The 25,908-nt window shown below is 68.9% G+C and carries 35 protein-coding genes; 34 read left to right on the forward strand and 1 reads right to left on the reverse strand.

Going from position 1 to position 25,908, the window contains the following annotated elements; genetic code table 11:
• Window positions 1-243 precede the first annotated feature (243 nt).
• The 12 genes from rpsJ to CFK41_RS04625 all read left to right on the forward strand — a co-directional run bounded on the left by rpsJ (window position 244) and on the right by CFK41_RS04625 (window position 7,994).
• Entirely contained in the window at window positions 244-552 is a 309-nt protein-coding gene (rpsJ, locus tag CFK41_RS04570) for a 30S ribosomal protein S10 (protein ID WP_015776378.1), read from the forward strand.
• An 11-nt stretch (window positions 553-563) separates the two neighbouring features.
• Complete coding sequence (gene rplC / locus CFK41_RS04575; RefSeq protein ID WP_096798606.1) at window positions 564-1,244, forward strand: 50S ribosomal protein L3; 681 nt, start codon at window positions 564-566, stop codon at window positions 1,242-1,244.
• A 5-nt stretch (window positions 1,245-1,249) separates the two neighbouring features.
• Window positions 1,250-2,176: a 50S ribosomal protein L4, sunset domain variant gene (gene rplD, locus CFK41_RS04580; RefSeq protein ID WP_096798607.1), complete on the forward strand. Its 927-nt coding sequence runs from the start codon at window positions 1,250-1,252 to the stop codon at window positions 2,174-2,176.
• Window positions 2,173-2,475, forward strand: coding sequence for a 50S ribosomal protein L23 (gene rplW, locus CFK41_RS04585; protein ID WP_096798608.1), 303 nt, complete (start codon window positions 2,173-2,175; stop codon window positions 2,473-2,475). Before rplD ends, rplW begins: the two co-directional genes overlap by 4 nt.
• Before the next feature lie 46 nt (window positions 2,476-2,521).
• A complete protein-coding gene (gene rplB, locus CFK41_RS04590; protein ID WP_096798609.1) occupies window positions 2,522-3,358 on the forward strand; it encodes a 50S ribosomal protein L2 in 837 nt (278 codons plus the stop codon).
• An 18-nt stretch (window positions 3,359-3,376) separates the two neighbouring features.
• Window positions 3,377-3,658 (forward strand): 30S ribosomal protein S19, encoded by a 282-nt coding sequence (gene rpsS / locus CFK41_RS04595; RefSeq protein WP_096798610.1) that lies wholly within the window; start codon window positions 3,377-3,379, stop codon window positions 3,656-3,658.
• A 53-nt stretch (window positions 3,659-3,711) separates the two neighbouring features.
• The gene (gene rplV / locus CFK41_RS04600) at window positions 3,712-4,065 is read left to right on the forward strand and encodes a 50S ribosomal protein L22 (RefSeq protein WP_096798611.1); all 354 of its coding nucleotides are present in this window, start codon (window positions 3,712-3,714) and stop codon (window positions 4,063-4,065) included.
• A 10-nt stretch (window positions 4,066-4,075) separates the two neighbouring features.
• Window positions 4,076-4,918: a 30S ribosomal protein S3 gene (rpsC, locus tag CFK41_RS04605; RefSeq protein WP_096798612.1), complete on the forward strand. Its 843-nt coding sequence runs from the start codon at window positions 4,076-4,078 to the stop codon at window positions 4,916-4,918.
• Window positions 4,919-4,923: 5 nt separating this feature from the next.
• Entirely contained in the window at window positions 4,924-5,343 is a 420-nt protein-coding gene (gene rplP / locus CFK41_RS04610) for a 50S ribosomal protein L16 (protein ID WP_096798613.1), read from the forward strand.
• Window positions 5,343-5,576 carry a 50S ribosomal protein L29 gene (gene rpmC, locus CFK41_RS04615; protein ID WP_096798614.1) on the forward strand — a complete coding sequence of 78 codons (234 nt, stop codon included), beginning with the start codon at window positions 5,343-5,345 and terminating at the stop codon, window positions 5,574-5,576. The genes rplP and rpmC overlap by 1 nt, the downstream gene beginning before the upstream one ends.
• Before the next feature lie 20 nt (window positions 5,577-5,596).
• The gene (gene rpsQ / locus CFK41_RS04620; protein WP_096798615.1) at window positions 5,597-5,932 is read left to right on the forward strand and encodes a 30S ribosomal protein S17; all 336 of its coding nucleotides are present in this window, start codon (window positions 5,597-5,599) and stop codon (window positions 5,930-5,932) included.
• Between the two features lie 364 nt (window positions 5,933-6,296).
• Window positions 6,297-7,994 carry an MFS transporter gene (locus CFK41_RS04625; RefSeq protein ID WP_096798616.1) on the forward strand — a complete coding sequence of 566 codons (1,698 nt, stop codon included), beginning with the start codon at window positions 6,297-6,299 and terminating at the stop codon, window positions 7,992-7,994.
• A gap of 149 nt (window positions 7,995-8,143) precedes the next feature.
• On the opposite strand, the gene CFK41_RS04630 is transcribed toward CFK41_RS04625, so the two are convergent.
• Window positions 8,144-8,602, reverse strand: coding sequence for a hypothetical protein (locus tag CFK41_RS04630; RefSeq protein ID WP_096798617.1), 459 nt, complete (start codon window positions 8,600-8,602; stop codon window positions 8,144-8,146).
• Between the two features lie 489 nt (window positions 8,603-9,091).
• Between CFK41_RS04630 and rplN the strand changes: the two genes are divergently transcribed.
• The 22 genes from rplN (at window position 9,092) to CFK41_RS04740 (ending at window position 25,904) form a co-directional block, all read left to right on the forward strand.
• Window positions 9,092-9,460, forward strand: coding sequence for a 50S ribosomal protein L14 (gene rplN, locus CFK41_RS04635; RefSeq protein ID WP_096798618.1), 369 nt, complete (start codon window positions 9,092-9,094; stop codon window positions 9,458-9,460).
• Window position 9,461: 1 nt separating this feature from the next.
• Window positions 9,462-9,848 (forward strand): 50S ribosomal protein L24, encoded by a 387-nt coding sequence (gene rplX, locus CFK41_RS04640; RefSeq protein WP_096798619.1) that lies wholly within the window; start codon window positions 9,462-9,464, stop codon window positions 9,846-9,848.
• Window position 9,849: 1 nt separating this feature from the next.
• A complete protein-coding gene (gene rplE / locus CFK41_RS04645; protein WP_096798620.1) occupies window positions 9,850-10,419 on the forward strand; it encodes a 50S ribosomal protein L5 in 570 nt (189 codons plus the stop codon).
• Between the two features lies 1 nt (window position 10,420).
• Complete coding sequence (locus CFK41_RS04650; protein WP_010550318.1) at window positions 10,421-10,606, forward strand: type Z 30S ribosomal protein S14; 186 nt, start codon at window positions 10,421-10,423, stop codon at window positions 10,604-10,606.
• Window positions 10,607-10,678: 72 nt separating this feature from the next.
• The gene (gene rpsH / locus CFK41_RS04655) at window positions 10,679-11,077 is read left to right on the forward strand and encodes a 30S ribosomal protein S8 (protein ID WP_096798621.1); all 399 of its coding nucleotides are present in this window, start codon (window positions 10,679-10,681) and stop codon (window positions 11,075-11,077) included.
• 19 nt (window positions 11,078-11,096) lie between these two features.
• A complete protein-coding gene (gene rplF / locus CFK41_RS04660; protein WP_096798622.1) occupies window positions 11,097-11,639 on the forward strand; it encodes a 50S ribosomal protein L6 in 543 nt (180 codons plus the stop codon).
• A gap of 2 nt (window positions 11,640-11,641) precedes the next feature.
• The gene (gene rplR, locus CFK41_RS04665) at window positions 11,642-12,028 is read left to right on the forward strand and encodes a 50S ribosomal protein L18 (protein ID WP_096800937.1); all 387 of its coding nucleotides are present in this window, start codon (window positions 11,642-11,644) and stop codon (window positions 12,026-12,028) included.
• A gap of 37 nt (window positions 12,029-12,065) precedes the next feature.
• Window positions 12,066-12,752, forward strand: a complete 687-nt coding sequence (gene rpsE / locus CFK41_RS04670) for a 30S ribosomal protein S5 (RefSeq protein ID WP_096798623.1) — start codon at window positions 12,066-12,068, stop codon at window positions 12,750-12,752.
• Window positions 12,749-12,931, forward strand: a complete 183-nt coding sequence (gene rpmD, locus CFK41_RS04675; protein ID WP_151904822.1) for a 50S ribosomal protein L30 — start codon at window positions 12,749-12,751, stop codon at window positions 12,929-12,931. Before rpsE ends, rpmD begins: the two co-directional genes overlap by 4 nt.
• Window positions 12,932-12,936: 5 nt before the next feature.
• Window positions 12,937-13,404: a 50S ribosomal protein L15 gene (rplO, locus tag CFK41_RS04680; RefSeq protein WP_096798624.1), complete on the forward strand. Its 468-nt coding sequence runs from the start codon at window positions 12,937-12,939 to the stop codon at window positions 13,402-13,404.
• Between the two features lie 167 nt (window positions 13,405-13,571).
• Window positions 13,572-14,876 (forward strand): preprotein translocase subunit SecY, encoded by a 1,305-nt coding sequence (secY, locus tag CFK41_RS04685; RefSeq protein ID WP_096798625.1) that lies wholly within the window; start codon window positions 13,572-13,574, stop codon window positions 14,874-14,876.
• On the forward strand, window positions 14,873-15,472 hold the full coding sequence (locus CFK41_RS04690) for an adenylate kinase (RefSeq protein WP_096798626.1): 600 nt from the start codon (window positions 14,873-14,875) through the stop codon (window positions 15,470-15,472). The genes secY and CFK41_RS04690 overlap by 4 nt, the downstream gene beginning before the upstream one ends.
• The gene (map, locus tag CFK41_RS04695) at window positions 15,469-16,317 is read left to right on the forward strand and encodes a type I methionyl aminopeptidase (RefSeq protein WP_096798627.1); all 849 of its coding nucleotides are present in this window, start codon (window positions 15,469-15,471) and stop codon (window positions 16,315-16,317) included. Before CFK41_RS04690 ends, map begins: the two co-directional genes overlap by 4 nt.
• Before the next feature lie 373 nt (window positions 16,318-16,690).
• The gene (gene infA, locus CFK41_RS04700; RefSeq protein WP_089064401.1) at window positions 16,691-16,912 is read left to right on the forward strand and encodes a translation initiation factor IF-1; all 222 of its coding nucleotides are present in this window, start codon (window positions 16,691-16,693) and stop codon (window positions 16,910-16,912) included.
• 22 nt (window positions 16,913-16,934) lie between these two features.
• Complete coding sequence (gene rpmJ, locus CFK41_RS04705; protein ID WP_010532506.1) at window positions 16,935-17,048, forward strand: 50S ribosomal protein L36; 114 nt, start codon at window positions 16,935-16,937, stop codon at window positions 17,046-17,048.
• Window positions 17,049-17,246: 198 nt separating this feature from the next.
• Window positions 17,247-17,621, forward strand: a complete 375-nt coding sequence (gene rpsM, locus CFK41_RS04710) for a 30S ribosomal protein S13 (RefSeq protein ID WP_096798628.1) — start codon at window positions 17,247-17,249, stop codon at window positions 17,619-17,621.
• Window positions 17,622-17,733: 112 nt separating this feature from the next.
• Complete coding sequence (gene rpsK, locus CFK41_RS04715; RefSeq protein ID WP_062947608.1) at window positions 17,734-18,138, forward strand: 30S ribosomal protein S11; 405 nt, start codon at window positions 17,734-17,736, stop codon at window positions 18,136-18,138.
• A gap of 155 nt (window positions 18,139-18,293) precedes the next feature.
• A complete protein-coding gene (locus tag CFK41_RS04720; RefSeq protein ID WP_096798629.1) occupies window positions 18,294-19,289 on the forward strand; it encodes a DNA-directed RNA polymerase subunit alpha in 996 nt (331 codons plus the stop codon).
• A 27-nt stretch (window positions 19,290-19,316) separates the two neighbouring features.
• Complete coding sequence (gene rplQ, locus CFK41_RS04725; RefSeq protein WP_096798630.1) at window positions 19,317-19,976, forward strand: 50S ribosomal protein L17, sunset domain variant; 660 nt, start codon at window positions 19,317-19,319, stop codon at window positions 19,974-19,976.
• A 356-nt stretch (window positions 19,977-20,332) separates the two neighbouring features.
• Window positions 20,333-22,426: an S-layer homology domain-containing protein gene (locus CFK41_RS04730; RefSeq protein ID WP_151904676.1), complete on the forward strand. Its 2,094-nt coding sequence runs from the start codon at window positions 20,333-20,335 to the stop codon at window positions 22,424-22,426.
• Between the two features lie 225 nt (window positions 22,427-22,651).
• Window positions 22,652-24,748, forward strand: a complete 2,097-nt coding sequence (locus CFK41_RS04735; RefSeq protein ID WP_169928786.1) for an S-layer homology domain-containing protein — start codon at window positions 22,652-22,654, stop codon at window positions 24,746-24,748.
• Window position 24,749: 1 nt separating this feature from the next.
• The gene (locus CFK41_RS04740; RefSeq protein ID WP_096798633.1) at window positions 24,750-25,904 is read left to right on the forward strand and encodes a polysaccharide pyruvyl transferase family protein; all 1,155 of its coding nucleotides are present in this window, start codon (window positions 24,750-24,752) and stop codon (window positions 25,902-25,904) included.
• Window positions 25,905-25,908: the final 4 nt, after the last annotated feature.

Below are 25,908 nucleotides of genomic sequence, written 5' to 3' on the forward strand. Positions count from 1 at the left end.
CATCCCCGGTTCCGTTCTCCGAGCTCCGGCTCGGCGAATGATCACCGGATGAGGCCCGTCCCGAGGATGCGAACCGTGCCCCATGGCGCGGACCGCGCATCGACACAGGGATCAGCAGCAGACGCAGCCGATTCTCGGCGGCATCCTGATGGGCTCATGCGCCCTGCGGGGGCCGACACGCCCGTCCTCGGGTACCGGGAGTCGGTTGCTTTCATGCCAGACGAGGAAGAGAGACAGGACGCCATGGCGGGACAGAAGATCCGCATCCGGCTCAAGTCGTACGACCACGAGGTGATCGACAGCTCGGCGCGCAAGATCGTCGATACGGTCACCAGCGCTGGAGCGACTGTTGTGGGCCCGGTGCCGCTGCCGACGGAGAAGAACGTGTTCTGCGTGATTCGTTCTCCGCACAAGTACAAGGATTCGCGTGAGCACTTCGAGATGCGCACGCACAAGCGTCTGATCGACATCGTCGATCCCACGCCGAAGGCCGTTGACTCGCTCATGCGTCTCGACCTGCCGGCGGACGTCAACATCGAGATCAAGCTCTGAGGGTGGTGGATATGAGCAACGAACTGACCGGCCAGAAGGCCGCTCCGGTGTCCGGCGTGCTCGGCACCAAGCTCGGCATGACCCAGGTCTGGGACGAGAATGGAAAGCTCGTCCCCGTGACCGTCGTGCAGACCGGTGCGAACGTCGTCACCCAGATCCGCTCCGTCGAGACCGACGGATACGACGCGGTGCAGATCGCCTACGGGCAGATCGATCCCCGCAAGGTCTCCCAGCCGCTGAAGGGCCACTTCGAGAAGGCCGGCGTGACCCCGCGCCGTCACCTCGTCGAGCTGCGCACCGTCAACGCCGCTGAGTACGCCCTCGGCCAGGAGATCGACGCGTCGATCTTCGAGGCCGGCCAGAAGGTCGACGTCGTCGGCACCTCGAAGGGCAAGGGCACCGCGGGCGTCATGAAGCGCCACGGTTTCTCCGGTGTCGGCGCCTCGCACGGTGCGCACCGCAACCACCGCAAGCCCGGTTCCATCGGTGGCGCCTCCACCCCCGGTCGCGTGTTCAAGGGTCAGCGCATGGCTGGCCGCATGGGCAACGACCGCACCAGTGTCCAGAACCTGACCGTTCACGCGGTCGACGTCGAGAAGGGCCTCGTGCTCGTCAAGGGTGCCGTCCCCGGCGCCAAGGGCGGCCTCGTGCTCGTCCGCTCGGCTGTCAAGAGCCCCGCGAAGGAGGCCTGAGCCCGATGGCAGCGAACCTGACTGTCGACGTGCTCGATCCGGCCGGTAAGAAGTCCGGCTCCGTCGAGCTGCCTGCGTCGATCTTCGACGTGCAGACCAATGTGCCCCTGATCCACCAGGTGGTCGTCGCCCAGCAGGCGGCAGGCCGCCAGGGCACCCACAAGGCCAAGACTCGCGCCGAGGTGCGCGGTGGCGGCAAGAAGCCCTGGAAGCAGAAGGGCACCGGTCGTGCCCGTCAGGGCTCCCTGCGCGCACCGCAGTTCGCCGGCGGTGGCGTCGTCCACGGCCCCGTCCCGCGCGACTACAGCCAGCGCACCCCGAAGAAGATGAAGGCCGCCGCCCTGCGCGGAGCCCTCTCCGATCGGGCACGCAACGGCCGCGTCCACGTCATCTCCTCGCTCCTCGAGGGCGACGTGGCGTCGACCAAGGCCGCGCGTCTCACCCTCGCGAACGTCTCCGATCGCCGTCACCTGCTGGTGGTCGTGCGTCGCGATGACGACCTGGGCGCGCTCAGCTCGCGCAACCTGCCTTCCACCCATGTCCTGTACGCCGATCAGGTGAACACCTACGACGTCATGCTCTCCGACGACGTGGTCTTCACCGCCGGTGCGCTCGAGGACTTCGTGGCCCAGGCGACCCTGGCCCTGCCCACCTCCGGCTTCGCTGCGGCGAAGACCGCGGCTGCCGCTCCGGCCGCAGCCGAGGCCCCCTTTGGTGAGGGATCGGCGGCCCCGCTGGCCGACGGCTCCGCACCCGCGGGCTTCGACATCAAGGGCAACCAGGACTCGATGAAGTTCCACACCCCGGACTCCCCGTGGTACGGCCGCACCAAGGCCGAGGTCTGGTTCGCGAGCGAGGAGGCCGCCAAGGCCGCCGGGTTCGTGAACGCCGTCAAGGAGTCCGCCTCGTCCGATGAGGAGGCCGCCAAGTGAGCGCGCTGAACAAGGACCCCCGCGACATCCTGCTGGCCCCGGTCGTCTCCGAGAAGAGCTACGGGCTGATGGACGAGGGCAAGTACACCTTCCTGGTGGCTGCCGACGCCAACAAGACCGAGATCAAGATCGCCGTCGAGAAGGTCTTCGACGTCAAGGTCACCTCGGTCAACACGATCAACCGTCAGGGCAAGTCGCGCCGCACGCGCTTCGGGACCGGCAAGCGCAAGGACACCAAGCGCGCCATCGTCACCCTGAACGACGGAGCCATCGACATCTTCGGAGGGTCGGTCGCCTGAGGCGATCGATATCCGAGGAGCCGTAGAGAGTCTGAGGGAAACCCACATGGCAATTCGTAAGAGCAAGCCGACCACGCCCGGTCGTCGTGGCTCGAGTGGCGCCGACTTCGTCGAGGTCACCCGGTCGACGCCGGAGAAGTCGCTGGTCCGTCCGCTGTCCAAGACCGGCGGTCGCAACAACAACGGTCGCATCACGTCCCGTCACCGGGGCGGCGGCCACAAGCGCGCCTACCGCGTGATCGACTTCCGTCGTCACGACAAGGACGGCGTCAAGGCGAAGGTCGCTCACATCGAGTACGACCCCAACCGCACCGCGCGCATCGCGCTGCTGCACTACCTGGACGGCGAGAAGCGCTACATCCTCGCGCCGGCCAAGCTGCGTCAGGGCGATTTCATCGAGAACGGCCCGGGCGCTGACATCAAGCCCGGCAACAACCTGCCGCTCCGCAACATCCCCCTGGGCACCGTGATCCACGCGATCGAGCTGCGCCCCGGTGGCGGTGCGAAGATCGCTCGCAGCGCCGGCGCCTCCGTGCAGCTGGTCGCCAAGGAAGGACCGTACGCGCAGCTGCGCATGCCGTCCGGCGAGATCCGCAACGTCGATGCCCGCTGCCGCGCCACCATCGGCGAGGTTGGCAACGCCGAGCAGTCCAACATCAACTGGGGCAAGGCCGGCCGCATGCGCTGGAAGGGCAAGCGCCCGCATGTGCGTGGTGTGGTCATGAACCCCATCGATCACCCGCACGGTGGCGGCGAGGGCCGTACCTCCGGTGGTCGTCATCCGGTGTCGCCCTGGGGTCAGCCCGAGGGCCGTACCCGTCGACCGGGCAAGGAGAGCGACAAGCTCATCGTGCGCCGTCGCCGGACCGGCAAGAAGCGCTGATAGGGAGAATCAGAGACTATGCCTCGCAGTATCGCCAAGGGCCCCTTCGTGGACGATCACCTTCAGAAGAAGGTGGACGTCCAGAACGAGAAGGGCACCAAGAACCTCATCAAGACCTGGTCGCGTCGTTCGGTCATCACCCCGGACTTCCTCGGCCACACCTTCGCAGTGCACGACGGTCGCAAGCACGTCTCGGTGTTCGTCACCGAGTCGATGGTCGGCCACAAGCTCGGCGAGTTCGCTCCCACGCGGACTTTCAAGGGCCACGAGAAGGACGACAAGAAGGGCCGCCGCCGCTGACCTCCGGTCAGCGTGGCAGCACGTCCCGACATCCAGAAGAAAGCAGGACAGCAATGGAAGCCAAGGCGCAGGTGCGGTACCTCCGCATGTCGCCCATGAAGGCTCGCCGCGTTGTGGACCTGATTCGTGGCAAGAGCACGGCCGAGGCCCTGGACATCCTGCGGTTCGCACCGCAGGCCGCCAGCGAGCCCGTCCTCAAGCTCGTCGAGTCCGCGATCGCCAACGCGCGGGTGAAGGCAGATCAGGCAGGGGAGCGCTTCGATGAGCGCGACCTGGCCGTCTCCGCCGCATTCGTCGATGAGGGCCCGACCATGAAGCGGTTCCAGCCGCGTGCACAGGGTCGAGCCTTCCAGATCAAGAAGCGCACCAGCCACGTCACCGTGGTGGTCGCTCCCGTGAACAAGTAAGGAGTCCCGAATGGGCCAGAAGGTCAATCCGAACGGGTTCCGTCTCGGGATCACCACGGAGCACAGCAGCCGGTGGTTCGCCGATTCCTCCAAGGAGGGTCAGCGCTACCGCGACTACGTGAAGGAAGACGTCGCGATCCGCAAGCTCATGTCGAACGGCATGGAGCGGGCCGGCATCTCCAAGGTCGAGATCGAGCGCACCCGAGATCGCGTCCGCGTCGATCTCCACACCGCCCGCCCGGGCATCGTCATCGGGCGTCGCGGCGCGGAGGCCGAGCGCCTTCGCGGTGAGCTCGAGAAGCTCACCGGCAAGCAGATCCAGCTGAACATCCTCGAGGTCAAGAACCCCGAGGCTGACTCCCAGCTGGTCGCACAGGGCATCGCCGAGCAGCTCGCCGCCCGTGTCTCCTTCCGTCGTGCGATGCGCAAGGGCATGCAGTCCGCGCAGCGCGCCGGCGCGAAGGGCATCCGAGTGGCCGTCTCCGGCCGCCTCGGCGGCGCCGAGATGAGCCGTAACGAGTTCTACCGCGAGGGGCGCGTGCCGCTGCACACCCTCCGCGCGAACATCGACTACGGCTTCTACGAGGCCCGCACCGCCTTCGGCCGCATCGGCGTGAAGGTGTGGATCTACAAGGGCGACGTCACCGCCAAGGAGCTCGCGGCCCAGCAGGCCGCCTCGCAGGGTCCCCGCTCCGGCGGACGCGGCCCGCGTGCCGAGCGCCCGCGCGGCCGTCGTAACGAGCGCAACGCCACCGCGCGTCGTGGGGACAACGCCGAGCAGTCCGCTGCTCCGGCCGCGGCTCCCGCCGAGCAGGCCGCCGCTCCCGCACAGCAGCCCGGAACGGAGGCCTGAGCGACATGCTGATCCCTCGCAGGACCAAGCACCGCAAGCAGTACCGACCGCACCGCACCGGCATGGCAAAGGGCGGCACCGATCTCGCGTTCGGCGAGTACGGCATCCAGGCGCTCGCGCCGGCCTACGTCACGAACCGCCAGATCGAGGCAGCTCGTATCGCCATGACCCGCTACATGAAGCGTGGCGGCAAGGTGTTCATCAACATCTACCCCGATCGTCCGCTCACCAAGAAGCCTGCCGAGGTCCGCATGGGCTCCGGTAAGGGTTCGGTCGAGTGGTGGATCGCCAACATCAAGCCGGGACGGGTCATGTTCGAGATCGCCGGCGTCGAGGAGGAGGTGGCTCGCGAGGCACTTCGCCTTGCGCAGCACAAGCTCCCCATGAAGAGCCGCATCCTGAGCCGAGAGAGTGGTGACATCTGATGGCAGCGACCAAGCTCACCGCCGACGAACTCGACAAGCTGGACGACGCGAAGCTGGCCGACGAGCTGGCGAAGGCGAAGGACGAGCTGTTCAAGCTTCGTTTCCAGTCCGCGACCGGTCAGCTCGAGACTCCCGGCCGTCTGCGGTCCGTCAAGAAGGACATCGCACGGATCTACACGATCCTGCGCGAGCGCGAGCTGGGCATCCGTCAGGCGCCCGGCGCCGCCGAGTGACCGCGAAGCGAGGAACAGAGATGACTGACAACACCAAGGCCGAGACCCCGGCCGCCGAGGAGCTCGAGGTGCTCGAGAAGGAGGGCGCGCACGCGTCCTCGTCCGAGCGCCCCTACCGCAAGACCGTTCGCGGTTTCGTGGTCTCCGACAAGATGGACAAGACCATCGTCGTCGAGGTCGAGGAGCGTGTGAAGCACGCTCGCTACGGCAAGGTCACGACCAAGACGAGCAAGTTCAAGGCTCACGACGAGGAGAACAGCGCCGGCATCGGCGACCGTGTCCTCGTCATGGAGACCCGCCCGACCTCCGCGACCAAGCGGTGGCGTCTGGTGGAGATCCTCGAGCGCGCCAAGTGATCCACCGGCGGTCCTCGTGACCGCCGACGGACCCTGAGAAGGGCCGGTCCTCCCCCTGGGGAGGGCCGGCCCTTCTCGTCGTCCGGGGGAGTGCGCCTCCTCGGGCGAAGCGGCTCGGACGGCGCTCGGATGTGAAGGGCGGCATGCCGATGTGATCTTCCTGTACCCGCTGGTAGATCCCGGGATTCTCCGCATCGTTGCAGGTCATGAGATGACAAGCGCGTCCAGATGTGGTTCGCTCTATGGCCGTGCCCAGGAGCCGGGCGCCGTCGGGCCCCCTCGGGGGCGGCGTCTCACCGGCATCGCGAGGCAGGAAGCGCTGCTCGTCAGCCCCTCGTGCACGTCGCCTCACGAAGGCAGGTCCATGTCCACTCCCGATCCCTCCACCGCAGCAGCAGCCGCCTCCGCCCGCCGACCTCGCCGCGGGCGACGCACCCCGAGACCACCTCGCCTCGAGGTCGATGACGTCCTCGTGGTCCGCGGTCGGGGGATGCGGACGGCGATCGGCGGCACGGTGGTCGGCAACGTGATGGAGTGGTTCGACTTCGGCGTCTACGGCTACATGGCGCTGATGCTCTCCCAGCTGTTCTTCCAGACGGGCGACGAGGGTCTCGACCTGATCCTCAGCCTGCTCGCCTTCGCGGTCAGCTTCCTGGTGCGCCCCCTGGGCGGTCTCGTGCTCGGCCCGCTGGGGGACAAGCTGGGCCGCCAGAAGGTCCTCTTCTTCACCATGGCGATGATGGCGATCGCCACCGCCCTGATCGGGGTCCTGCCCACCTACGCCGACATCGGCGTCTGGGCCGCCTTCCTGCTCTACGCGCTGAAGATGATCCAGGGCTTCTCCACCGGCGGCGAGTACGCCGGGGCGACCACCTACGTCTCGGAGTTCTCCCCGGACAGCAAGCGCGGGTTCTACTCCTCGCTGCTGGACGTCGGCTCCTACTTCGGCTTCGCCATGGGCGCCGGCGCGGTGGCGCTGACCCACCTGGTCACCTCCAACGTGTGGGGACCGGACGCCATGCTCGACTGGGGCTGGCGCGTCCCGTTCCTGCTCGCGATCCCGCTGGGCGCCGTCGCCATCTGGTTCCGTGCCCGCATCCCGGAGACCCCGGCCTTCGAGGCCACCGAGGCGGAGCAGCAGGCGGAGCAGGCGGGTGGCGCGGCCGAGCACGCCGAGGGCTCGCTCCACGCCCGCAAGGGCGCCGCCGGCATCGTCCGCCACCACTGGCGGGAGCTGCTCATCGCGATCGCGATCGTGGCGGGGACGAACACCGCCGGCTACGCGCTGACCAGCTACATGCCCACCTACCTGGGCAGCCAGTTCGGGTACGACGAGATGGCCAGCGCCGCGGCCACCATCCCGGCGCTGCTGGTGCTGTGCGTGATGATCCCGTTCGTCGGCAAGGGCTCGGACATGTTCGGTCGACGTGCGATGTACTTCGCCGCCGCGGGGTCCGCGCTCGTTCTGCTGCTGCCCGCGTTCTGGCTCATGCACCAGAGCTCGTTCGTCGCGATCCAGCTGGCGATGTTCATCGTGGCCATCCCGGTGGCGCTGTTCATCGGCCCCTCCGCCTCGGCGCTGCCGGCACTGTTCCCGACCGCCGCACGGTACGGCGCGATGGGCATCGCCTACAACGTGTCCGTCTCACTGTTCGGCGGCACCACCCCGCTCATCTCCCAGACGCTCATCGAGCTCACCGGCAACAGCTACATGCCGGCGCTGTGGATCATGGCCTTCGCCGCCCTGGCCGGCATCGCCGTGATCTTCATGCGCGAGAGCGCCAATCGCCCGCTGCTGGGCTCGTTCCCGGCGGTGGAATCCGAGGAGGAGGCTCGCGAGCTCGTCGCCACGCAGGAGCAGAACCCTCTGCTGAACACCTCGGAGATGCCGATCGTGGTGCCCGGTCAGCTCGCCCGCGAGGTGGAGGATGCGCTGGACGTCCCGGGCGCCGGGCTTCCTCCGGAGGTCGGGTCCGCGAACGCGGGGTCGGCCGACGGGGAGGATCCCGACACCGAGGGTGCCGGCGCGGGAGAGGGCGCACGCCGCACCCCCACCGCCTGAGTCGGGCCGTCATGCCCGTCGCGAGAACGCGGCGGGCGGACGCCTGCCGCCGTCCCGGGCCAGCGTGCGAGCAGGCGCTCCGAACACCCGGAGGCCGACGGGCCCACCCTCTTCCGAGGGCGGGCCCGTCGGCCGTCCTGGGCGGAGGGTCAGCCGGCCGGGGTCGGGTCCGTCCCGGTGACGCTGTGGGTGAGCAGCACCAGCAGCGCCCCGGCATAGGCGTCCTCGGGGGAGGGGGCACGCACCTCGCGCTCGGTCCCTCCGCTCGTCCCGCCCGAGCTCCCGAGTACGATCCGCACGGCATGGACGCCGTCGTCCCCGCGCTCGAGCGAGCGGAACGACTCCCCGAGGGCGGCGCGCAGCTGCTCTTCGCGCGGGACCCAGAGCGCCTCGTGCTGCTCCACGGAGTCCAGCGCCCACTCGGTGGTGCCGTTGAAGCGGAGCACGGGCATCCCCGTGCGGCCGTGCGCGCGCTCCACCACCATGGAGGAGAGCATGAACGGCTCGTCCCGCAGCTCCCCGACGTCGATCACGAAGTGATCGCCGTCGGCCGGCACCCACTCCAGGCCGGCGTCCTTCAGCTTCCTCGCCACATCGATGTCGATCATGGGCCGACGCTACGCCATGGACAGGGGCGAGGGGCAGTGCCTCCTCGCCCGGGTCTGCGCTCCCGGGCCGTCGCGACGGGGGAGCGGCGCCCCGTCCAGCTCGGTGCCCCGCGCGAGAGCAAGCACACATCCGCCCGCCCGGAAGATGGGGTGACAGGCACGGGGCGGACGCGTAGTCTTGAACGGTTGCCGGAGAACTGAGTCCCGCACCCTCGTGGTGTCGGAGCCCGGAGCTCCGCGACAGGATCCTGGTCACCAGATCCGTCCTCGCCGGAGACCTCGCACGAGAGGCGAACGCCCCGCGTTCACCACGCCAGTGCCTGAGTCCGGCAGAGGGTTTTTTGGTGTCCGGGGCCGGTCGCCGGCATCGTCCGAGGTCCGATCCATGACCAGGGGCGATACCGGGCATGGTCCAGATTCCGTTCCGCCAGGCTCGGCCCGCTCGCTCCCGCGAGCTGGAAGAGAACCGGTGAGACGATAGGAGAACGAGTGATTCAGCAGGAGTCGCGACTGAAGGTCGCCGACAACACGGGTGCCAAGGAGATTCTCTGCATCCGTGTTCTCGGTGGCTCCGGTCGCCGTTACGCCAGCATCGGCGACACCATCGTGGCGACCGTCAAGGACGCCATCCCCGGTGGCAACGTCAAGAAGGGCGACGTCGTCAAGGCGGTCGTCGTCCGCACGTCCAAGGAGGTCCGTCGCATCGACGGCTCCTACATCCGCTTCGACGAGAACGCAGCGGTCATCCTCAAGACCGACGGCGAGCCGCGCGGCACCCGCATCTTCGGCCCCGTGGGCCGCGAGCTGCGCGACAAGCGCTTCATGAAGATCGTCTCGCTGGCACCGGAGGTGGTGTGACATGGCAAAGATGAAGATCAAGAAGGGCGACCTCGTCCAGGTGATCACCGGTCGCACCGGCGACGGGGACAAGGCCGCCGCGCGCGGTCTCGAGTCCGGCGACAAGGGCAAGCAGGGTCGCGTCCTGCAGGTGTTCCCCGATACCCAGCGTGTGCTGGTCGAGGGCATCAACCGCCGCACCCACCACGTCAAGCCCAACCAGGCCGGCGGCGCGGGTGGCATCGAGCAGCGTGAGGCGTCCATCCACGTCTCCAACGTCGCTCTGGTCGACCCGGAGGACAACAAGCCGACCAAGGTCGGCTACCGCGTCGAGACCCTCGAGCTCGAGAACGGCCGCACCAAGCAGGTGCGCGTCCGCTTCGCGAAGCGCTCCGGGAAGGACATCTGAGATGAGCGAGACCGCCACCCAGGCGCCCACCCCGCGCCTGAAGAGCAAGTACAACGAGACCATCAAGACGCAGCTGACCGAGCAGTTCGGTTACGAGAACGTCATGCTGGTGCCCGGTCTGACCAAGATCGTCGTGAACATGGGCGTCGGCGACGCCGCTCGCGACTCCAAGGTCATCGACGGCGCCATCCGCGACCTCGCAGCCATCACCGGCCAGAAGCCCCAGGTCACCAAGGCCCGCAAGTCCATCGCGCAGTTCAAGCTGCGCGAGGGCATGCCGATCGGTGCGCACGTCACGCTGCGCAACGCTCGCATGTGGGAGTTCCTGGATCGTCTGCTGTCGACCGCTCTGCCCCGTATCCGTGACTTCCGTGGCCTGTCCCCGAAGCACTTCGACGGCAACGGCAACTACACCTTCGGTCTCACGGAGCAGGTCATGTTCCACGAGATCGACCAGGACAAGATCGACCGTGTCCGCGGTATGGACATCACGGTCGTGACCACCGCGAAGACCGACGACGAGGGACGCGCGCTGCTCAAGCTGCTCGGCTTCCCCTTCAAGGAGAACTGATATGGCGAAGACAGCCCTGATCAAGAAGTCGGAGCGCAAGCCCAAGTTCGCGGTCCGCGCCTACACCCGGTGCCAGCGCTGCGGTCGCCCCCATTCGGTGTACCGCAAGTTCGGTCTCTGCCGTGTCTGCCTTCGCGAGATGGCTCACCGCGGAGAGCTCCCCGGCGTCACCAAGAGCAGCTGGTAAGGACTACCGCCATAGGTCCCCGGTCGCAGTCATCGCGTCCGAGGGAAACCAGGTGAGGAAGAAGCAACAGACATGACCATGACCGACCCGATCGCGGACATGCTCACGCGGATCCGTAACGCCTCAGGGGCGTACCACGAGACCGCGTCCATGCCGTACTCGAAGTTGAAGGTTCGCATCGCGGACATCCTGAAGGCTGAGGGCTACATCCTCGGCTGGACCGAGGAAGAGGCCGAGGTGGGCAAGAACCTCATCCTCGAGCTCAAGTACTCGGACAGCCGTGAGCGCGCCATCTCCGGGATCCGTCGTATCTCGAAGCCGGGCCTGCGTGTGTACGCCAAGTCCACCAATCTGCCCAAGGTCCTCGGCGGCCTGGGCGTGGCGATCCTGTCCACGTCCTCCGGCCTCCTGACCGACAAGCAGGCTGCCAAGAAGGGTGTGGGTGGGGAAGTCCTCGCCTACATCTGGTGAGCGGGAGAGGAGAACAGCTATGTCCCGCATCGGACGCCTTCCGGTCGCAGTTCCGGCCGCAGTCCAGAACGTCACCATCGAGGGTCGCACCGTCAAGGTGACCGGCCCCAAGGGTGAGCTCACCCATGAGGTGCCGGCTCCCCTCACCGTCGAGCGCGGTGAGGACGGCACGATCATCGTGAACCGCCCCGACGAGGAGCGCGAGAACAAGGCCCTGCACGGCCTGACCCGCACCCTCATCAACAACATCGTCCTCGGTGTCACCGAGGGCTTCTCCAAGAAGCTCGAGATCGTGGGCACGGGCTACCGTGTCACGGCGAAGGGCTCGGACCTCGAGTTCGCCCTCGGCTTCTCGCACCCCGTCGTCGTGAAGGCGCCCCAGGGCATCACCTTCACCGTCGAGTCCCCGACCAAGTTCGCGGTCAGCGGCATCTCGAAGCAGCAGGTCGGCGAGGTCGCGGCGAACATCCGCAAGATCCGCAAGCCCGAGCCCTACAAGGGCAAGGGTGTGCGGTACGCCGACGAGGTCGTGGTCCGCAAGGCCGGAAAGGCTGGTAAGTGATCATGGGTTACGCACTCAAGCACACCAAGGGCAACCGCGGAAGCAAGCTGCGTTCGCGCGGCCGTCGTCACCTGCGCGTCCGTCGTCGCGTCATCGGCACCGCCGAGCGTCCCCGTCTGGTGGTCACCCGCTCCGCGCGCCACGTCTTCGTGCAGGTCGTCGACGACGCCCTGGGCAAGACCATCGCGTCGGCCTCGACCATGGAGGCGGACCTGCGCGGCTCGGAGAGCACCAAGGCAGACAAGGCCCGCACCGTCGGGACCCTGGTCGCCGAGCGTGCCAAGGCCGCCGGGATCGACTCCGTCGTGTTCGACCGCGGCGGCAACAAGTACCACGGTCGCGTGGCCGCCGTCGCTGACGGCGCCCGCGAGGCTGGCCTGGCGCTGTGATCGCCGCCCGGACACAGGACGAGAAGAGGATCTGAATATGGCTGCACAGCAGCGTAGCAACGGTCCCGCGGCCTCCGGCCGACGGGACGACAACTCCAACAACAGCAACGATCGCGGACGCCAGGGCGGCGACCGCGGTGGTCGTCAGGGTGGTCGCGGCGGCCGCAACCAGGAGGCCGAGAAGTCGGCGTTCCTGGAGCGCGTCGTGAGCATCAACCGCGTGTCGAAGGTCGTCAAGGGCGGCCGTCGCTTCTCCTTCACCGCCCTCGTGGTGGTCGGTGACGGCGACGGAACGGTCGGCGTCGGCTACGGCAAGGCCAAGGAGGTGCCCGCGGCGATCGCCAAGGGCGTCGAGGAGGCGAAGAAGAACTTCTTCCGCGTCCCCCGCATCCAGGGCACCGTCGTGCACCCCGTCCAGGGTGAGGATGCAGCGGGCGTCGTCCTGCTCCGTCCGGCCGCCCCGGGCACCGGCGTGATCGCCGGCGGTCCGGTCCGCGCCGTCCTCGAGTGCGCCGGAGTGCACGACGTGCTCTCCAAGTCGCTCGGTTCGACCAACCAGATCAACATCGTGCGGGCGACCGTCGATGCGCTCAAGCAGCTCGAGGAGCCGGAGGCAGTGGCAGCACGTCGCGGTCTCCCCGTCGAGCACGTCGCTCCGGCGGCGCTCCTGCGGGCGCAGGCCGAGGGCCGTGCGGCCGCTCGTGCGGAGAAGGTGGGTGCCTGATGCAGATCAAGGTGACCCAGACCCGTTCCGAGATCGGCGGCACCCAGAGCCAGCGAGCCACCCTGCGAGGCCTCGGCCTCAAGCGCATCGGTGACACCGTGGTGAAGGAAGACCGCCCGGAGATCCGCGGCATGATCCGCACCGTCACCCACCTGGTGACGTTCGAAGAGGTGGACTGACTTTCATGAATACTGAAGACCAGAACGCAGCATCGCCCTTGAAGCTTCACGACCTGCGCCCCGCGCCGGGTTCCAAGACCGCACGCACCCGCGTCGGTCGTGGTGAGGCCTCCAAGGGCAAGACCGCCGGTCGTGGCACCAAGGGCACCAAGGCCCGTTACCAGGTGCCCGTCGGCTTCGAGGGCGGGCAGATGCCGCTGCACATGCGGCTGCCGAAGCTTCGCGGCTTCACCAACCCGTTCCGCGTCGAGTACCAGGTCGTGAACCTGGCGACCCTGCAGGAGCTGTTCCCCGAGGGCGGCACTGTCACGGTCGAGGACCTCGTCGCCAAGGGTGCGGTGCGCAAGAACCAGCCCGTCAAGGTGCTCGGTTCGGGCGATGTGAGCGTCAAGCTCGACATCACCGCCCAGAAGTTCTCCGCCTCGGCGGAGCAGAAGATCGCGGCGGCTGGCGGTTCCGTCACCACCGCGTGAGTCTCTTTTGACGGGGCACCGCGGCGCAGAATACTCTGCGACGCGGTGCCCCGTCGTCGTATCCCGTGGTCAAGTCGGGATCGGTCCGCTGGTCGCGAAGAATCCGCTGCACCGGGACGGATCGTGACACCCTTGGTCCAGTCCCCGGACCTCCAGGAGGGAATCAGGTGAACTCGTTCGTGCGCGCGCTGCGCACTCCCGAGCTGAGGGCGAAGATCTTCTTCACGCTCGGTCTGCTCGCCATCTACCGTCTCGGCGTCTTCGTCCCCACCCCGGGATTCGACGCCACCAACGTGATGATGTGCGCGGACCAGGCCGCCTCGGCCGGTGGTTCCAACGTTCTGGGCATGGTCAACATGTTCTCCGGCGGAGCCCTGCTGCAGCTGTCCATCTTCGCCCTGGGCGTGATGCCGTACATCACCGCCTCGATCATCGTGCAGCTGCTGCGCGTGGTCATCCCGCGGTTCGAGGAGCTCCACAAGGAGGGCGCCTCCGGCACCGCCAAGCTGACCCAGTACACCCGGTACCTCACCATCGGTCTGGCCGTGCTGCAGTCGACCACGATCATCACCCTGGTCCGCTCCGGCAACTTCTTCGTGGGCTGCACCCTCGAGCTCATGCCCGACCAGTCGATCCCGACGCTGCTGACCATGGTCCTGACCATGACCGTCGGCACCATCCTGATCATGTTCATGGGCGAGATGATCACCGAGCGCGGTGTCGGCAACGGCATGTCGCTGATGATCTTCACCTCGATCGCCGCCGCGTTCCCGACCTCCTTCGGCCAGGTCTTCCAGATGAAGGGGTGGCTGACCTTCTCCCTGGTCATCCTCCTCGCGCTGGTGATCATGATCGGCATGGTCTTCGTCGAGCAGGCGCAGCGACGGATCCCCGTGCAGTACGCAAAGCGCATGGTGGGTCGCCGCATGTACGGCGGGACCTCGACCTACATCCCGGTCAAGGTCAACCAGGCCGGCGTCATCCCCGTCATCTTCTCCGCCTCCATCCTGGCGCTGCCGCAGATGGCGAGCTCCTTCGGCGACCCGTCGGCCCCCTGGGTGCAGTGGGTCAACGCCCACCTGGTGATGGGCATGTCCTTCTCGTGGATCTACGCGGTCGTCTACGTGACCCTGATCGTCTTCTTCGCCTTCTTCTACACCTCGATCACCTTCAACGCCGAGGAGATCGCGGACAACATGAAGAAGTACGGCGGCTTCGTCCCCAACGTCCGGGCGGGCCGTCCCACGGAGCGCTACCTGCGCTACGTGATCAACCGTGTCCAGACCGCGGGCGCCGTCTACCTCGCGGTGATCTGCCTGATCCCGCTGATCGCGCTCGTCTATCTCGGAACCTCGCAGGACTTCCCGCTCGGCGGCGTGTCCCTGCTGATCATCATCGGCGTCGGTCTCGACACGGTGAAGCAGATCGATGCGAAGCTCCAGCAGCACCACTATGAAGGGATCCTCAAGTGACCGAGTCCTCCAGCTCAGCCACCACCGCCCGTCGCCTGCTCATCGTGGGCCCGCCCGGAGCGGGCAAGGGCACCCAGGCGGTGCGCATCGCCGAGGAGCTGTCCATCCCGGCCATCTCCACCGGTGACATCTTCCGCGCGAACGTCTCGGGGGAGACCGAGCTGGGCCTGCTCGCGAAGTCCTACATGGACAAGGGCGAGTACGTGCCGGACTCCGTCACCAACGACATGGTGCGCTCCCGCCTCGCCGAGGACGACGCCCAGGGAGGCTTCCTCCTCGACGGCTACCCCCGGACCCTCGACCAGGTCGACGCCCTGGACGGCGTGCTCTCCGAGCTCGACACGGCGCTCGACGCCGTGCTGCTGCTCGTGGTCGAGACCGAGGAGGTCGTGGGCCGCCTCGTCGAGCGCGGTCGCGCACAGGGCCGCAGCGACGACACCGAGGAGACGATCCGTCGCCGCCTCGACGTCTACGCCGAGCAGACCGCTCCGCTGATCGACGTCTACGAGAAGCGCGGGCTGGTCCGCCGGGTCGACGGCATGGCCTCGATCGACGAGGTCACCGCGGCGCTGCGTGAGGCTCTCGCCGGCCGATGAGCATCCTGCCGGAGCGGGTGGAGATCAAGACCCCCGAGCAGATCCTGGTGATGCGTCGCAGCGGCAGGCTGCTGCACCAGGTCCACGAGATGATCCAGGCGGAGATCCGCCCCGGGATCACCACGGACCAGCTCGACACCCTCGCGCACGACATGATCCGCGACGCCGGCGCGACGCCGAACTTCCTGGGCTACCAGGGCTACCCGGCGACGCTGTGCATCAGCGTGAACGACGTCGTGGTCCACGGGATCCCGGACGACCGCCCGCTCGAGGAGGGGGACGTCGTCTCCGTCGACGGCGGGCTGATCGTCGACGGCTGGCACTCCGATGCCGCCCGCACCCATGTGGTGGGGCGCCCCCGTTCGATGGCCGACGAGTCCCTGGTGCGCATCACCCGTGAGGCGCTGTGGACCGGCATCGCGGCCCTCGCCACCGCGGAGCGCGTGGGCGAGATCGGCGCCGCGATCGAGGACTTCGTCGCCGACGAGGCGGGGGAGTCCCTCTCGCACCTCGAGGGCTTCGGAGGGCACGGGATCGGCACCGCGATGCACCAGGCGCCCGACGTCATGAACTACCGCACCCGTGCTCGTGGGCCGAAGGTGCGGCCGGGGCTGTGCCTGGCCATCGAACCGATGCTCATCCAGGGCCCGGGCAACTGGGTGCTCGAGGACGACGACTGGACGGTGCGCGCCACCGCCGGCGGTCGTGCGGCCCATTGGGAGCACTCGGTCGCCGTGACCCCTGAGGGCCTGCTGGTTCTCACCGAGGGCGACGGCGGCGCCGCCGAGCTCGCGCTGCGGGGGATCACCGCCGCGCCGGACCCCCTCGCCGACGACAGCATCTGAGACGGCGACGTCCGAGTCGGCGAGGTCCGGGCGCGTCCGGGCCCGTCGGGGCAGGCCGGCACCGGTCGCCCGCGCTCCAGAGCGTGTGACGTGACCGGCGTCATCGCCCTCACCCCTCGCCACTCCGGGGAGGCGCGTGTAGGCTGGTCCATCGGGTGTGCTCCGTGCGCGTCGTCCTCATCGCAGGTCGTGCAGTCCCGTCGTGCCGACAGGTCGACCGGCTCCGCCGTGTCGATCAGCGAGGCCGACGATTCGCCGTGGCGTCACCCGTGTCGACCATCGCACCGTCGCCCGACGGTCGGTGAGCACGGCCTGAGCAATCAGGAACGCGGAACTCGACCCCGGCATGCCGGGAGCGAGAGATTGGGGAGGCATGGCGAAGAAGGACGGCGTGATCGAAGTCGAAGGTCGAGTCACGGAGGCGCTCGCGAACGCGCGGTTCCGGGTCGAGCTCGACAACGGGCACAAGGTGCTCGCGCACATCTCCGGGAAGATGCGCCAGCACTACATCCGCATCCTTCCCGAGGACCGCGTGGTCGTCGAGCTGAGCCCCTACGACCTCGACCGCGGCCGCATCGTGTACCGCTACAAGTGATCGTCCCGGGAGAAGGAAAGCAATGAAGGTCAAGCCGAGCGTCAAGCCGATCTGTGACAACTGCAAGGTGATCCGTCGCCACTCGCGAGTCATGGTCATCTGCTCGAACCCCCGTCACAAGCAGCGCCAGGGCTGAGTCCCCGGCATCTGCTGTGACGACCGCATCAAGCGGTCAGCCCCCAGTGGGCACCGCCCGCATCGCGGGCACACAACAGAAGAGACGACCCCACCGGCGCGAGCCGGTCACCCGCAGTGCGGAGGCTGCGGCGTCCCGGGAACAGACCCGAGGACGAGGGATCGGATCAGGCCTCCGAGACAGTAGGAGAATCTGCACATGGCACGTCTGGTGGGAGTGGACCTTCCGCGCGAGAAGCGCCTCGAAGTCGCCCTGACGTACATCTTCGGCATGGGTCGTACCCGCGCCCTGGAGACCCTCGCCGCAACCGGCGTCTCCGGCGATCTGCGCGTGCGCGAGGTCAGCGACGAGGACCTCGTCAAGCTGCGCGATCACATCGAAGAGAACTACATGATCGAGGGTGACCTGCGACGCGAGGTCGCCGCGGACATCCGCCGCAAGGTCGAGATCGGCAGCTACCAGGGACTGCGTCACCGTCGTGGCCTGCCCGTCCACGGTCAGCGCACGAAGACCAACGCGCGCACCCGCAAGGGTCCGAAGCGCACGGTCGCCGGCAAGAAGAAGGCTCGCTGATCAGCGTTCCCCGCTGAGAGGCCGCCCGGCTTCCCCCGCAGGGGAGCCCGCAGTCACTTCGCGCCGCTGAGGGATCCGGCGCACCCCACATCCACCAGAGGAGTTCTGCCGAATGGCAACCAAGACCCGTCAGGCCGCCGCGCGCAAGCCGCGCCGCAAGGACAAGAAGAACATCGTCAACGGCCAGGCCCACATCAAGAGCACGTTCAACAACACCATCGTGTCCATCACGGACCCGACCGGTGCTGTCATCTCCTGGGCCTCCGCCGGCCAGGTCGGCTTCAAGGGCTCGCGCAAGTCGACCCCCTACGCCGCGCAGATGGCCGCCGAGGCCGCTGCCCGCCAGGCGCAGGAGCACGGCATGAAGAAGGTCGATGTCTTCGTGAAGGGCCCGGGCTCCGGCCGCGAGACCGCGATCCGCTCGCTCACCGCGACCGGCCTCGAGGTCGGCTCGATCCAGGATGTCACCCCGCAGCCGCACAACGGCACCCGCCCGGCCAAGCGCCGCCGCGTCTGACCTCGCCGACCGGGTCGGAGCCTCACCGCTCCGCCCCGGTCGTCGCGTGCCGCACGCGGGCATCCCGCGCCCGGCACCCTGGACACCACTCACCTTCTAGGCCCACCGCCCCCTTCTGAGCGTCATATGGCGGACGCTCGCGGAAAGGATCCACAGTGCTCATTGCACAGCGCCCCACGCTGACCGAAGAGGTCGTGTCGGAGAATCGCTCCCGGTTCGTCATCGAGCCGCTCGAGCCCGGCTTCGGCTACACCCTCGGCAACTCCCTGCGTCGCACGCTGCTGTCCTCCATCCCCGGTGCCGCGGTCACGTCGATCCGCATCGACGGCGTGCTGCACGAGTTCAGCACCGTCCCCGGCGTCAAGGAGGACATCACCGAGGTCATCCTCAACATCAAGAACCTCGTCGTCTCCTCGGAGAACGACGAGCCCGTCGTGATGTACCTGCGTCGTGAGGAAGCCGGTCGCGTCACCGCCGCCGACATCACCCCGCCGGCCGGTGTGGAGATCCACAACCCCGACCTGCACATCGCGACCCTCAACGAGAAGGGCCGCCTGGAGATCGAGCTGATCGTCGAGCGCGGTCGCGGCTACGTCTCCGCCTCGCAGAACAAGGGTGTCGACGGAGAGATCGGCCGGGTCCCGGTCGATTCGATCTACTCGCCGGTCCTCAAGGTGACCTACAAGGTCGAGGCGACCCGTGTCGAGCAGCGCACCGACTTCGACAAGCTCATCGTCGACGTCGAGACCAAGCCGGCCATCTCCGCGCGTGACGCGGTGGCCTCGGCCGGCAAGACCCTGGTCGAGCTGTTCGGTCTGGCGCACGAGCTGAACCAGGAGGCGGAGGGCATCGAGATCGGCCCGTCGCCCACGGATCAGGCTCTCGCCGCCGATCTGGCGCTGCCGATCAACGACCTCAACCTCACGGTGCGGTCGTACAACTGCCTGATGCGCGAGGGTGTCCACACCGTCGGCGAGCTGACCGCCCGTTCCGAGGCCGATCTGCTCGACATCCGCAACTTCGGCCAGAAGTCCATCGACGAGGTCAAGGCGAAGCTCGCCGACCTCGGTCTGTCGCTGAAGGATTCCCCCGCCGGGTTCGACCCGTCGGCCCTGGATTCCTACTCCGACGACTTCGGCGACCAGTACTGACCTTCATTTTCTTCAAGGAGAACGACCATGCCTACCCCCACCAAGGGTGCGCGCCTCGGCGGATCCCCCGCACATGAGCGGATGATCCTCGCCAGCCTCGCCACCGAGCTGTTCCGTCACAAGGCGATCACCACCACGGAGACCAAGGCCAAGCGCCTTCGTCCCCACGCGGAGCGCCTCATCACCCAGGCGAAGAAGGGCGATCTCGCCTCTCGTCGCCGTGTCATGCAGACCGTGCGTGACAAGGGTGTCGTCTACACGCTGTTCGAGGAGATCGCACCGACCTTCGCGGAGCGTCCCGGCGGCTACACCCGCATCACCAAGGTGGCCCCCCGCAAGGGCGACAACGCCCCCATGGCGGTCATCGAGCTCGTCACCGAGGAGTACTCCCCGAAGCAGGCCGTGGTGAAGGAGGCCGAGGGCGCCGCGAAGAACGCGTCCACGGCCGAGGACACCGCCGCCGTCGAGGAGAGCACCGCGCCGTACGGCGAGGACTCCTACAAGGGCGAGACCCCGCCCGAGGGCTTCGACATCAAGGGCAACGAGGACTCGATGAAGTTCCACACCCCCGAGTCGCCCTGGTACGACCGCACCGTCGCCGAGGTCTGGTTCCGCACCGCGGAGGCCGCCGAGGCCGCGGGCTTCGTCAACGCGAAGCCGGCCGCGGACGAGGACGCCGACGCCTGAGTCGCGTCTGACACCGCACCACACCGAGGGCGGGCCACCGGGAGAGATCCCGGGGCCCGCCCTCGGTGTGTTCGCGCTCGGTCTCTGCACAGGGGCCTCGCCGGTGGGGCGGCGCAGCCCGCGGTGGGCGGCCCCAGTCCGCGTCGGCAGCGCACTCCCTGACGGGACGTCGCGACCGACGCTCGATCGTGACCGGGATTCTGCGACCCGTCGGGAGCAGACGCACTACGGTGGCCCCGGAGCCCGCCGAGGGCGATCCGGGCATCGCCGCCCGATCGCACGACGTGCGTGCCTCGGCTCGTGCTGGACCCACTCGATCGGACTCCGCCTCAGCACTCGGAGAACCGGAGCAGTCCATGTCCGCACGACACCCCGTCCCCCGCCCGGCAGCGTCTGATGCGACGCCGCCCTCGGAGGCGCCGCCGTCCCGCGCACCGTCCCGCCGGGCCGTGCTGGCCGTCTCCGCGGCAACCGCCCTGGTCCCGGCTGCCGGCTCGGTGCTGAGCGCCGCTCCCGCTCTCGCCGACCCGACCGTCTCCGGCGGGGAGACCCGCGTGGTCGACATCGCGCTCGCGGACGTCCCGCTGGTCGAGGCCGATCGAGCCGTCGCCCGCGAGCTGACCGAGCAGCCGGCGACCATGGTCGGCGTGACCTGGCCGGCGGACTCCGACGCTCCGGAGGTGCAGGTCCAGGGCCTGAGTCTCGAGGGGGAATGGTCGCCGTGGATCCCGCTGGAGACGGCGGAGGATCCGGAGACGGGGGAGGCCGCGGCCGGGACCGAGGCGGGATGGACGGGAGAGATCTCCGCCCTGCGGATCCGCGCGGAGCTCGACGGCGAGGACGTGACGGAATCCCTCGTCGCCCACGTGATCACCACCTCCGCCGCCCCGGCGGACGAGGAGACGCCGCAGCTGACCGGGCCCGACGCGACGATCACCCAGGAGGAGCAGTCCAGCTCCATGTCGACCATGTCGACCATGTCGACGACGGCCGCGAAGAACCCGGCCACTCCGCGGCTCGGCTCCGGGGCGCCCTCGTTCGTCTCCCGGGCGACCTGGGGTGCGGACGAGTCCTCGGTGCGCGCCACCAGCAGCGCCGACCGCCTCAAGGCCGTGGTCATCCACCACACGGCCGGGACGAACAGCTACACCGCGAGCCAGTCCGCCCAGCTGGTGCGCGGAATCCAGGCCTACCACGTGGGCACCCTGGGATGGTCCGACATCGGATACAACATCCTGGTCGACAAGTACGGCCAGGTCTTCGAGGGCCGCGGCGGCGGCCTGCACCGCAACATCGTCGGCGCGCACGCCTACGGCTTCAACACCGGCAGCTTCGGCATCTCGGTGCTCGGGGACTACTCCTCGACCACCCTGCCCAGCGCCGGGCGTCGGGCGATCGCCCAGATCGCCGGCTGGAAGCTGCTGAGCACCTTCCAGCCCGCCGTCACCGCGAAGGCCTCCTGGACCCCCGGCACCGGAACCCGGTTCCCAGCAGGGCAGACCGTCTCGCTGCCCCGCATCATGGGGCACCGCGACGTGAACTACACCGAGTGCCCGGGCCTGAACCTCTACCGGCAGTTCGGCACGATCCGCACGGAGGCGCAGAGCGCCTCGGACTCCGGCTGGACCAAGCACCTGAGGGCCTTCGAGAGCGCCGGAGGATCCGCGGTCCTCGGCACCGTCGTCAAGAGCGCCCACAGCACGGGCCCCTACAACGCGACGGTGCTGACCGAAGGGCTCGTGATCGACCAGGGCGGCGGCGCGAGCGCCTACGTCTGTCCCACGGCGACGTCCTGGCAGTCCTCCTGGGGGAGGCCCGCCGGGAAGCCGTACCAGGACGGCGACCGGGTGGTGCAGGCGTTCTCGTACGGGATGTCGGCGCTGAACGGCAGATACCGGCGCTTCGCCCCCACGAAGTTCGAGGACGTCCCGCCGGGGCGCGCCTACTACTTCGACATCAACGACCTCGTCGACGCGGGCGTGGTGCACGGCTATGGGGGCACCACCTACCGTCCCGAGGAGCTGACCCGGCGCGACCACATGGTGGTGTTCATCTACCGGGCGCTGGGATCGCCGGCCTTCACCCCGCCGAGCACCTCGCCGTTCTCGGACGTCCCCACGAGCCACTCGTTCTACAAGGAGGTGTGCTGGGCCGCGGCGAAGAGGATCTCGATCGGCTTCACCGATGGCACCTTCCGCCCGGCGGAGACGATCCGGCGCGGCGCGGTCGCCTCGCTCCTGTACCACGCGGCCGGATCGCCCCCGGCCTCCCCGGCGGATGCCGCGCAGTTCTCCGACGTCGCGGCGACCAGCGGCTACGCCACCGCGATCGGCTGGCTCGCGAAGACCGGGATCTCGCGCGGATACTCCGACGGCACGTTCCGGCCGCTGAACCGGGTGCCGCGGGATCAGATGGCGGCGTTCCTGTGGCGCTGGACGCGGGTGATCTGACCGGCTCCCGGACCGCGGCGCGCAGGCGGGGAACATGGAGGAGGGGACCTGCGCCGCAGGGTCCGCGCGCCCCGGCGCTTCTTCGCCGAATCGTGACCGCGTCGCAGGGGCCGGCGGGGAACGGTGCACTAGCGTTGCGAGGGAGAGCTGACCTCCTCGGACGCCATGCCGGTGCACGGTGATCCCGGGAGCCCCTTCCCGCCTCGTCGACCCGGAGCTGTCCTCATGCCCCAGCTGTCCTCGTCCCGCCGTCCGGCCGCCGACCTCCCTCCGCCGGTCGTCCTCGCCCGTCGCACCCTATTCGCCGTCACGGCCGCCGCGGTCCCCGCACTGTCCGTCGGGCTCACCGTCGCCCCGGCCCTCGCCGACCCCACGGTCACCGACGGCGAGACGCGCATCCTCGACGTCCCGCTCGCCGAGGTCCAGCTCGTCGAGGCCGATGACGTGCAGGTCCGGGATCTCCCGGAGCAGCCGGCCACGATGGTGGGCGTCACCTGGCCCACCGATCTCGACGCCCCCGAGGTGCTGGTGCGGGGGATCGACGCCGATGGCGAGTGGACCCCCTGGCTGCCCCTGGAGACTGCCGAGGATCCCGAGACCGGCGAGGCCGTGGCCGGCACCGAGGCGGGGTGGATCGGTGTCGTCTCCGCGCTGCAGATCCTGGCGGAGCTCGACGGCGCCGACATCACCGAACAGCTGGTCGCCCACGTCGTGACCACCTCACCGACCACCGCGGACGAGGACGTCCTGCCGCTGTCCGCCTCCGCGGAGTACAGCAGCGGGACCCTCGCCGACCAGGCCCAGCCCGCGGCGCAGCAGCGGACCATGAGCACGGCCGCCGCCGCCAACCCGGCGACCCCTGCACTGGTGGGCGCCCCGTCCTTCACCTCCCGGGCCGCCTGGGGAGCGGACGAGTCGATGGTCCGCGGGACCAGCGCCGCCGACGAGCTCAAGTCCGTGGTCGTCCACCACACCGCCGGGACCAACGACTACACCTCCGCGCAGTCCGCACAGATCGTGCGGGGCATCCTGCGGTACCACACGGTGACCCTGGGCTGGGCGGACATCGGCTACAACCTGCTGATCTCGAAGCACGGCCAGGTGTTCGAGGGGCGCAGCGGCGGACTGCAGCGGAACATCGTGGGCGCGCACGCCTATGGCTTCAACACCGGGGCCTTCGGCATCTCGGTGATGGGCGACTACTCGAGCTCGCCGCCGCCGCGGGCCGCGATGGTCGCCCTCGCCCAGCTCGTGGGCTGGAAGCTGCTGAGCACCTTCCGCACCAGCGTCACCGGCACCTCGTCCTGGAGCACCGTCGAGAACACCAAGCACTCCACGGGCACCAGGGTCTCGCTGCCGCGGATGTTCGGGCACCGCGACGTCAACTACACCGCGTGCCCCGGAGACGGCCTCTATGCCCGCTTCGGTGCGCTGCGCGGGGAGGCGCAGGGCTTCCTCGACGGCGGCTGGAAGGAGCACCTCTGGGCCTTCGAGGGCGCCGGCGGTGCCGCGGCGCTCGGCACCGTGGTCCGGAGCGCCCATCGCACCGGGAAGTACACCGCCACGCAGCTCACCGCCGGTCTCGTGCTCCAGGAGGGCGGCCCCGCGTACGGCTACGCCACCCCGTTCGGGGCCCGATGGGGCTCGGCCTGGGGCCGCCCCACCCGCAGCGTCTCCCAGGACGGCGACCGCCGCATCCAGCCGTTCGAGAACGGCACCGCCGCGCTCGAGAAGGGCGCGGTCCGCTTCGTCCGCCCCAGCTTCAGCGACGTCGCCCCGGAGCGGGTGTTCTTCCTGGAGATCCAGGATCTCTTCGCCGCCGGCATCACGGAGGGGTGGGGGAGCGGCAGCAGCCGCACCTTCCGGCCCGACAGCGAGAACCTGCGCGACGCGATGATCGTGTTCCTCCATCGGGCCATGGGGGCACCGGCGTACACGCCGCCGAGGACCTCGCCCTTCCGCGACGTGGATCCGAGCTTCGTCTTCTACAAGGAGATCTGCTGGGCGTACTCCGAAGGGATCACCGAAGGGTGGGGGAGCGGCAGCAGCCGCGTCTTCCGGCCGCTCGAACCCGTCAAGCGCGATGCCGTCGCCGCCTTCCTCTACCGGGCCGCCGGCGAACCACCGGCGAGCCCCTCCGCGGCGGACCAGTTCGTCGACGTCCCGCGCAGCCACGTCTTCGCCGCGGAGATCGGCTGGATGGCGACCTCCGGCATCAGCCGCGGCTGGAGCGACGGGACCTTCCGCCCCGACGCCCTGATCACGCGGGACCAGATGGCGGCCTTCATGATCCGCTGGATGGCGCTCACCGGGAGGTCCTGAGATGTTCGGATCCCGACGCCGCCGCGCGGCCGCCGCGGCCGAGAACGACGTCCCGGAGGTGGAGCTGCCCCGTCCGGGCCCTCTGCACGCGCCGCTCTATCTGGTCTCGATGGCCACCTACCCGAACTACGGGGACGAGCTGATCGCCCGGCGCTGGCTCGAGCATCTGGCCAGGAACCGTCCCGAGGACGAGGTCTGGCTGGACTGCCGCCGCCCGGGGACCGCGAGCGCCCTGTTCGGCGGGATCCACCCGCGTCTCCGCGTGACCGACGCGGTGTTCCGCACCGTCGAGGACTCCCTGCACGGTTCCCGGCGCAGCGTCGAGGACATCGTGACCACCCTGGGCACACCGCTGTACGACGCCCCGCTGCTGGCCCTGCGGGAGGCGGGGAGCCTGCATCTGCTGGGCGGCGGCTTCGTCAACGCGGTGTGGCCGCAGAACGATCTGCTGGTCACCGCCCTGCGTGCCGCGGCCCGGATCAGCGGTGCCCCGCTGATCGCGACGGGCCAGGGCCTGGCTCCCGTCGGCGCGGAGACCTTCGCAGGATTCGACCACGTCAGCGTGCGCGACGCCCCGAGCGCCGAGCACCTCGGCATCGCGCGGGGCGTCGACGACGCCTATCTGGTCCAGGACGTGCCGGTGCCGGATCGCTCCGCCCCGACGGAGCTGGTGCTGTGCGTGCAGTCCGACGTGATCGACGAGAACGCCTTCGAGCGCCTGCTGGGCCACGTGCGACGCACCGTCGAGGCCTCCGGCATCCCCCGCGACCGGGTCCGGTATGTGGAGGCGCTGCCCGGCGGGGACCACGCGGGCTTTGCCCGGCTGCAGGATCTCGTCGCGGAGGACGGCTTCCTCCCCTTCACCACGTTCTGGCGCGGGGAGTTCGCACCCGCGGCCCATCAGATCTGGATCACCACGCGTTTCCATCACCACCTCGTGGCCTCGCTCCACGGGGCGCGGGGGATCGCGCTGAGCGCCCGTCCGGGCTACTACGACGTCAAGCACGGCTCCCTGGTCGAGGGCGGCAGCCGATGGGAGATCCAGGACGGCACCGGGCCGGTCCTGGATCTCGCGACCCTGGAGGAGCCGGACTCCGCCGCCGACCTGGTCCGGGCCAAGCGCGCCGAGGCGGAGCTGCTGTACGGCAGGAGCTGACCGG

Source organism: Brachybacterium ginsengisoli (genome assembly GCF_002407065.1).
GTDB lineage: Bacteria > Actinomycetota > Actinomycetes > Actinomycetales > Dermabacteraceae > Brachybacterium > Brachybacterium ginsengisoli.